This window comes from Runella sp. MFBS21, from assembly GCF_029433105.1.
In the GTDB taxonomy this organism is placed as follows: domain Bacteria; phylum Bacteroidota; class Bacteroidia; order Cytophagales; family Spirosomataceae; genus Runella.
This window is the reverse complement of record NZ_JARNTW010000045.1, coordinates 1-8,230: the sequence shown is the minus strand read 5'-3', so window position 1 is coordinate 8,230 and position 8,230 is coordinate 1. Positions and strand designations below refer to the sequence as shown.

At 40.3% G+C, this 8,230-nt stretch carries 7 protein-coding genes; 4 read left to right on the top strand and 3 right to left on the bottom strand.

What is annotated here, in order from left to right:
• Positions 1–250 precede the first annotated feature (250 nt).
• A complete protein-coding gene (locus tag P1X15_RS32210) occupies positions 251–1,378 on the top strand; it encodes a hypothetical protein (protein ID WP_277342219.1) in 1,128 nt (375 codons plus the stop codon).
• Positions 1,371–2,261 carry a hypothetical protein gene (locus P1X15_RS32205; RefSeq protein ID WP_277342218.1) on the top strand — a complete coding sequence of 297 codons (891 nt, stop codon included), beginning with the start codon at positions 1,371–1,373 and terminating at the stop codon, positions 2,259–2,261. Before P1X15_RS32210 ends, P1X15_RS32205 begins: the two co-directional genes overlap by 8 nt.
• Here the strand turns inward: P1X15_RS32205 and P1X15_RS32200 are convergent.
• Together P1X15_RS32200 and alaS are read right to left on the bottom strand one after the other, a co-directional pair.
• On the bottom strand, positions 2,258–3,610 hold the full coding sequence (locus tag P1X15_RS32200; protein WP_277342217.1) for an ATP-binding protein: 1,353 nt from the start codon (positions 3,608–3,610) through the stop codon (positions 2,258–2,260). The two genes, P1X15_RS32205 and P1X15_RS32200, sit on opposite strands and share 4 nt — an antisense overlap.
• A 574-nt stretch (positions 3,611–4,184) precedes the next feature.
• Positions 4,185–6,836 carry an alanine--tRNA ligase gene (alaS, locus tag P1X15_RS32195; RefSeq protein ID WP_277342216.1) on the bottom strand — a complete coding sequence of 884 codons (2,652 nt, stop codon included), beginning with the start codon at positions 6,834–6,836 and terminating at the stop codon, positions 4,185–4,187.
• A 192-nt stretch (positions 6,837–7,028) separates the two neighbouring features.
• Between alaS and P1X15_RS32190 the strand changes: the two genes are divergently transcribed.
• Together P1X15_RS32190 and P1X15_RS32185 are read left to right on the top strand one after the other, a co-directional pair.
• Entirely contained in the window at positions 7,029–7,367 is a 339-nt protein-coding gene (locus P1X15_RS32190; RefSeq protein ID WP_277342215.1) for a Uma2 family endonuclease, read from the top strand.
• Complete coding sequence (locus P1X15_RS32185) at positions 7,324–7,563, top strand: Uma2 family endonuclease (protein WP_277342214.1); 240 nt, start codon at positions 7,324–7,326, stop codon at positions 7,561–7,563. The genes P1X15_RS32190 and P1X15_RS32185 overlap by 44 nt, the downstream gene beginning before the upstream one ends.
• Before the next feature lie 91 nt (positions 7,564–7,654).
• Here the strand turns inward: P1X15_RS32185 and P1X15_RS32180 are convergent, their stop codons facing one another.
• Complete coding sequence (locus P1X15_RS32180; protein ID WP_277342213.1) at positions 7,655–7,975, bottom strand: hypothetical protein; 321 nt, start codon at positions 7,973–7,975, stop codon at positions 7,655–7,657.
• Positions 7,976–8,230 lie beyond the last annotated feature (255 nt).

Here is an 8,230-nt window from a genome sequence, read left to right as displayed (position 1 = left end):
ATTGGGGGTTGGCCATGTCGCAATTGTACATTAAATTTGGCGATAGATTACAAGCTGACAGAGAAAATTACCTCGGAGGCTGAAAAGGCAAAACTAAAATCCTGACACAGTTCAGCGTACACTCCCGTCTATTTCAATCTTCACTAATAAAGAAGTAATTAATACTCAAAGAAAGATTAATTCTCCTAATTCTGACGAGTTTTATGGAAATACATATTCATTCAATTCATTAGTCTTTCCTTTATTAGACATGATTAAGAGTATCCCTTTCATGCGTGATACTCATTTTATGTTTATGCTTGATGATGCTCATGACTTAAATGATTTTCAGAAGAGAATAGTTAATTCATGGATTGCATATCGCGACCACTCCAATTATAGCTTTAAAGTAGCTATAACCTCTGAAAAAGAATATAGCTTTACTACTGCATCTGGGGGTAGTATCATTGAAGATCATGATTTTACCAAAGTTGAACGCGAAAACCCTTTACGCAATTCAAGATCTGATTTTGGTAAAATGGCCAAAGATATTATTGAAAGGCGTTTGAAACTATACGATATAGGTATTTCCTGTGAAGATTTTTTTCCTGTCAATCCCAACATGGTCAAGGATTTAGAAGAAGCAAAGCGGATTGTTAAAAACGAGTATTTAACACTATATCCAAATGCGACTCAAAAACAACTCAATGATTATGTTTATAAATATCATAGAGCGTATTATTTTAAGAAAAGAGATTCCAAAGCAAATTTACCTCCTTATTCGGGTTTTGAATTAATTGTACAACTCTCTACAGGTGTTATTAGAAATTTATTAGCACCCTGTTATGAAATGTTTGAAATTTTCTTGTCAAATCAGCAGGGTGGTAAATCAAATATTCGAGAGATTAGTCCAACAATACAAACCGAGGCGATAAAGTCAATTAGCAGACGAAAATGGGAAAGTATTGAACATCTTCATCGAAATATAGAGGGCTGTTCAGAAAATGATAAAAATTGTATTTTGAATATATTTAATAATCTAATGACTTTATTCAGAGATAGATTGCAAAGTAATTCATCTGAACCAAGAGCTATAAAATTTATTATTACGGAACAAAAAAGTGAGGCGATGAGAAAATTAGAACCTCTTTTATTGATTGCTCAAAAAGCTCAATTGCTATATGTACGTACTGGACGTGGCAAAGATGATGGTAAACATACAAGCTATTATGAACCGAATAGGTTACTACTGCCTGATAGAGGTTTAGATCCGATAGGGCAACACTCTGAAATTAGCATTAAAGCTAATGATTTGTGGGCTGCCGCATCGAAAAATAAACGATTAAAAGAAGAATCACAACTTCTCCAACCACCGACTCTTTTTGACAACTATGATTGATAGTATAATTGCCGTTTTAGGGTGGGAAGAACGCTTTGTTGAAGGCATTCAGAAGAGCTTAAATAAGTTTAATAGTTCTACTTTGCATTTGATTGTATTTAAAGAATATGAGTCATATTCTTTAGAAAATCTTTTGAAAGTGCAAACTATTTGTGATGAAAAAAAAGTAAAACTCGATAAATTAGAATTATCGTACCAAAATCCTGTTGATAGTTGGCGACAATTAGAAAGGCTAGTTACAAGTAAACTGGTAAATACAGAAAATATTGTTCTCGATATTTCCACAATGCCTCGTGAAACAATTTGGGGGCTACTTTTCTTTCTTCAAAAAAGTTCAAAGCAAATTCACTATATTTATCACAAACCATTGAAGTATGGGGACTGGCTTTGCAAGGAGCCTGATAGACCACGATTACTATATAAACATTCAGGAATAGCCGAGTTTGGCCGTCGTACGGCTTTGATGATATTAACGGGATATGATTATGATAGAACGAATCAGTTGGTGAGATTCTATGAACCTGCACTAACAATTCTTGGCCTCCAAAAAGGTAATCAATTTGATAATCAAAACCGAAATATTGAAGAATTACATAGAAATGAGTGTAATGGAAGCGAAGTAAAGAGTTTTGAAATAGATTTTTATAATGGTGATTTCGGTTTATCAGTACTAGATGAAGAAATAATCAAATTGAAAAGTGAGTATAATATTATTGTCGCATCTCTGGGGCCAAAAATTTCTTCTATTTCTATTTATCGACTTTTTTTAAAACATCCTGAAATTGCTTTAACTTATGTGCCTACAAAAGAATACAATAGGTCTTATTCAGTAGGTATCTTGGATGATCCTATTTATGGAGAATTTTTAGATTATTCCCTTTAATTTACCTCCTCCAAAAACCACATCAAATAATCCTCCAACCAAGCGGCTAAGAAGTAGGGGAGATTGAGGAGGCGATAGGGCTTGCCTTTACGGGTTTGAACTTGGTCGATGGAGATATTTCCGGCATAAAAGCGCACTGCTACATTGTGAGGGCAACGATCCATAAATTCGTGTAATGAACGTAGTGCACCACTTGCTCCGGACTTGATTTCTATGGGAATGAGCAGATTGCGATAAGGGTAAACCAAATCCACCTCCGAAGAAGTTCCACCTTCTTCGCGCACCCAAAAGTGAAGCCCTGAATCGGGTAAGTAACGCAATGATTTGAGTTCTTGCATCACTACTTGTTGAATGAGTTTGCCACGAGAGCTGTCATTTAAGTCATTGATGACGAGCAATTCGCGGTGTAGCCCCAACTGAAAATTAACCAATCCAACATCTAAATATTGAAGACGAGGGCTTTTTTTTAAATCGGGTAAAGAAGGTAACGAAACATTAGTGGTAGGATATATTAGTTCCAAGATTTTAGCTTTTTCTAAGGCATTAATTGCTTCTTTTACCTCTCGTGTTTTGAAAGATGAATTGCCAAAGTTGTTGAAAATAATGCGGTTGTCTATCTCAAACGGCGCGGTATCCATGACATGACGTAAGATTGTACGTTGCGTAAAGTTGGTGGCGTATTTTTCGATATCGGCTTTGTAAGCCTCAGTGATAGAGGCATACAAACTGATAATTCGACTTAGGTTTTTGTCTTGAAGATAGGTGTAAGTGATATTGGGCATACCACCAATCATCACATATTCGTGAAAAATTGGATACACTACCGCAAGAAATGGATTGTCAAGCGGAACATGGTTGAGCGCATTTAATAGTGCCTGATTTCCTATTCCACTGAGGTATTCTTGAAAATTGAGTGGATGTAATTCTGCAAATTCTACCCTACCTACGGGCATACGGGCGATTTGTTCCATCGCAAATTCCAACAATGAGCCTGTTACGATGACGTATAAGTGAGGATAATCTTCATAAAAAAATCGTAATGCTTCCAATACTTTGGGAGCTTCTTGCACCTCATCAATGAAAATCAGCGTTTTTTTATCTTGGCTGTCGATTTGTCCTTTTGCTAAAAATAACAATTGTATTGTAGCAGAAAGGTTTTCAACTGTATTGAAAAGTTGACGGTCAGCGGCTCGTTCTAAATTGAAATACAGGTATTGATCAAATGATTTTCCGAACTGCGTTACCAAGGTAGTTTTTCCTACTTGCCTGGCTCCGCGCAAAATCAATGGTTTGCGAGATGGAGAATTTTTCCACTCGTACAAGAAACTATCTAACTGCCTCTTTATCATGACTTTGTTTGATTTAATAGGCAAATTTAATAGTTTTTTGTTTGATTTAATAGGCAAATTTGGTTGTTTTTTGTTCGATTTAATAGGTAAAATGCTTTGGCGTGTGGCTGATAGGGGAAGGAAGCGATAGGGTGGTGCTAAATCAATGAAGTATTTTTTAGGTGTTTGCTTGTATGTTTTTGATTAGAATATCCACAAGTAGCGGTCTATCATTTACCGATTGATTAAGTGCCATTAAACTGGATTAAAGGCAGTAAAATAAACACTGCTTTAACCCCATGCCTTTAGGCTGAGGCATAAGGATAAACATAGTAAAGCTGCGGGCTTCAGCCCTGAATTTTGGAATATTGATGCGAAAAATTCATAGTTAAAGCCCTAGAGTATGATTTTGTTTACAGGCCCCAGCCTAAAGGCATGGGGTTTAAGGAAAACGGGTATTTGAAGATTATTGAAATGCTTTTGGTGGGTTAAAAAGGTTGTTTATCAATGAGTAAACTGATATTGCGCCCAACAAAAAACACCCCCGCCCTCATCCATCCGAACAAGAGCAGGGGCGTGCTATGATTGAGAATTGTTATAAAATCCCTTTCGCCTTAGCTAAGGCAGCATCCAAGCCACTAGCGTCAGAGCCACCGGCGGTTGCAAAGAAAGGCTGACCACCGCCGCCGCCTTTTACTTCTTTGGCAAGTTCTTTCACGATGTTTCCTGCGTGTTTGCCTTGGGTCACTAAGTCGTCGGAAAGCATCACGGCCAATTGAGGTTTACCGCCCAATACCGTTCCTAAAACAATATAGAATGGCGCTTGTGATTGTTCTTTCAACTGATAAACGAGCGATTTCAGGGCGTCGGCGTTCGGTACTTCCACGCGAGCGATGAGGCTGGCAATACCGTTGTTATTCGTTACTTGGGTCAACAAGCTTTCTTTTACTTGCGCCAATTTCTCGTTTTCGAGGGTTTCGATGCGTTTTTGTAAAGCAGCTTTTTCCGCCAAAAGGCCTTCAACGGCTTTAACAAGGTCTTTTTGGCCTTTAAACAAACCTTCTAATTGGCCAATCACCTCTGCCTGTTGGCGGATGATTTCGAGGGCTTTTTCGCCCGTTACGGCTTCTACCCGCCGAACCCCCGCCGATACTGAGCCTTCAGACGTAAACTTAAAGAGGGCGATTTCGCCCGTAGCGGGTACGTGTGTACCCCCACAAAGCTCAACCGAGAAACTAGGGTCAAACTCTACCACGCGTACAAAATCCCCGTATTTTTCGCCAAAAGTCGCCGTTGCCCCTTTTTTGATAGCCTCATCGATAGGTACATTGACGTAGGTTTTTTGAGGAATATTGGCGCGGATTTTAGCATTTACGATGTCTTCTACTTGCGCGAGTTCTTCGTCGGTGACTTTGGCAAAGTGCGAAAAGTCAAAACGGGTTAAGTCATCGTTTTGGAAAGATCCTTTTTGAACAATGTGATTGCCTAACACCTTCCGCAAGGCCGCAAGCATCAAGTGCGTGGCGGTGTGATTGCGCATGATGTTTTGACGACGATGCGCATCGACCGAGGCCAACACAAAATCGGGGGTAGTAAGTACCTCATCTAGGTTTTTGTCACGAGAGATGTGTACAAACAAGTCATTTTCTTTTTTCGTATCGGCAATGTTGATACTTACGGCTTGGTCGCCATGACCTACCACAAGCATCCCCGAATCGCCCACTTGTCCACCCATTTCGGCGTAGAAAGGCGTGCGATCGAGTACGATATGGTATTCTTCTCCCGCTTTGGTTTTGACTTTGCGGTATTTGACGATTTGGGCAGTAGCTTCGAGAGTCTCATAGCCCAAAAACTCAAAATCGCCCCCTTCGTTTACTTCTACCCAGTCCGTAGCTTCTTTAGCGGCATCTTGTCGGCTACGATTTTTTTGTTCGGCCAATGCCTTCTCGTAGCCTTTTTCGTCGATTTTGTAGCCTTTTTCTTTGGCCAAAAGCGCCGTCAAATCTACCGGGAAACCGTACGTATCTGAGAGTTCAAATACGATGTTTCCATCAATAACTCCTCCCGTTGGACTAAGAGACTCGAAGCGCTTGATTCCCAATTCTAAGGTGCGTAAGAAGCTCTTTTCTTCTTCTAGCACTACGCGAGTAACAAAGTCTTCTTGAGCTTTAAGTTCGGGAAAAACATCCTTGAATTGGTCGGCTAAAACGGGTACAAGTTGACTCATAAAAGGCTCATTGAAGCCCAAATACGAGTATCCATAGCGAATAGCGCGGCGCAAAATCCGCCGAATCACGTAGCCCGCTTTGGCGTTTGAGGGGAGTTGTCCGTCGGCAATCGCAAAACTTACCGCCCGGAGGTGGTCAGCAATGACCCGCATCGCAATATCGGTATAGTTGGTAGTGCTGAGGGTACCTTCGGTGCCATATTGTTTACCACACATTTTCTCAATGACCTGAATGGTATTTTGGAAAATGTCGGTATCATAGTTTGATTTTTTACCCTGAATCGCCATACAAAGGCGCTCGAAGCCCATACCCGTATCCACGTGTTTGGCAGGAAGCGTAATGAGGGAGCCATCGGCTTTGCGCTCAAACTGCATGAATACGTTGTTCCAGATTTCGACCACCTGAGGATGATCGGCATTGACAAGTTCTTTACCGGGCTTCAAGTCTACTTCGGCTTGGTCGCGGAGGTCGATGTGGATTTCCGAACACGGACCGCAGGGACCTACATCGCCCATTTCCCAGAAGTTGTCTTTTTTGTTCCCTAAAATAATACGGTCTTCTCCGCCCAAAATCGCTTTCCAAATATCCCACGCTTCTTGGTCAAAGGGAACACCGTCTTTTTCGTCTCCTTTGAACACCGATACATAGATGCGGTCTTTGGGGAGTTTGTAGATTTCGGTGAGCAATTCCCACGACCACGCAAGGGCTTCTTTTTTGAAATAATCACCAAACGACCAGTTGCCGAGCATTTCAAACATGGTGTGGTGATAGGTATCAAATCCTACATCTTCTAAGTCGTTGTGCTTACCACTTACTCGCAAGCACTTTTGGGTGTCGGCGATGCGTTTGCTTGGCGGCGTGCCATTGCCTAAGAAAAAGTCTTTGAACTGCGCCATGCCCGAGTTGTTGAACATGAGCGTGGGGTCATTTTTGGCCACAAGCGGCGCAGAAGGTACGATAAGGTGGCCTTTACTTTTGAAAAAATCTAAAAATGCTTGGCGAATTTCGTGGGAGGTCATTCTTACTGACATTTGAAATTGAATATTTGACTTTTTACCAAAAACACTGAAATGCAGGGTTGGGAGGCAAGCGTCTTTTTTGGAGGTGCAAAATTACGGAAAAATGCCGTAGCTTTCTGATTATGATTTGATTTTGATTAACTTGCATAGAAGACAAACAACCATTACGGCTATGATTGTAAGTACTGAGGAGTGGACATACGAACGAATGCGCCGCGAGCTACCGCCCGAACGCGCTACGAATTGCGCCATTTTAATTTAATTGATATGTCACCTGCCCCCAAACCTCAATACCAACGGATTTCTAAACGCTTGTTTAAACTTTTAGATTATTTTGTGATTTCCAATCGATTGGGAGAAGTACTTTTTGCGCCCATTGATGTTCATTTTGCGCCAGGAGAAGTATGTCAGCCTGACTTGGTGTTTATTGCCAAAGAACAGGCACAGATAGTGGGTGAGAGCGCCATTGAAGGCAGCCCTGCGCTGATTGTGGAGGTGGTATGGAAGGGGTCAGGCACGCGATTATATTGAGAAAAAGGAAGATTATGAGCGATTTGGCGTACAAGAATATTGGCTAGTGGACCCGCGCAACGAAGTAGTTTTGGTATACGTGCTTGAAAACAGTAAGTATCGGTTGTTTTCATCCGCAGAAGAGCAAGACATTGTACGTTCTAGTGTCTTGGCTGGATTTGAAACCAATTTAAAAGAAATTTTTGCGGAGGAATAAGAAAAAGAACGTTATAATTCTTTGGTTTAGTACTCCCTAATGCTCTCTCATTCCAAGAAGAGATTAGGGAGTGTTGAGAAGGTCAACGATTTTACTTATTTATTTTGTGGGAATCGGTGATGCTTTCCACTTGGGGTTCCACAAAAAAATGGTGTTGTAGTTTGGTATATACAAACACTATCAATACCAGCACAAAGGCACTTATCAAACGGGTTTTTATTGCTGAGTATTTCTTTCGCTTCCACAGATAAAAAGATAGCGAAAGAACCGCTAAAAAAATCAATGCGCCTTGTAAATAGAGACCCTTTTCTCCTAATTGGAGTGCCATCATGACGACCATTAGAATAGGTCCAAAAAGAAATGCTACGGATGTTTGAATAGATTTTTCGCTAAATTTAAACAGTGATTTCATAAGTCTTTTTAGTTGCTAGGGCTATATACACTCTCTGCTAAAGAGGATTTGAAAGTTAGGTGAAGCATAATTGTTTACAAATAAATAATATGTAAGAAAGCCCTGTGACACAAAATTATAAATATTGCTGAGATTGTAAACTAAACTGTGTCACCCCAAATTGAATCAAAGGGGGAAAATAAGTAACTTAGTTTTAACTTATAGACACAATGAAAACTGACGAATCCTTTAATTTCGAGCGCTTCAAGGAAGAAG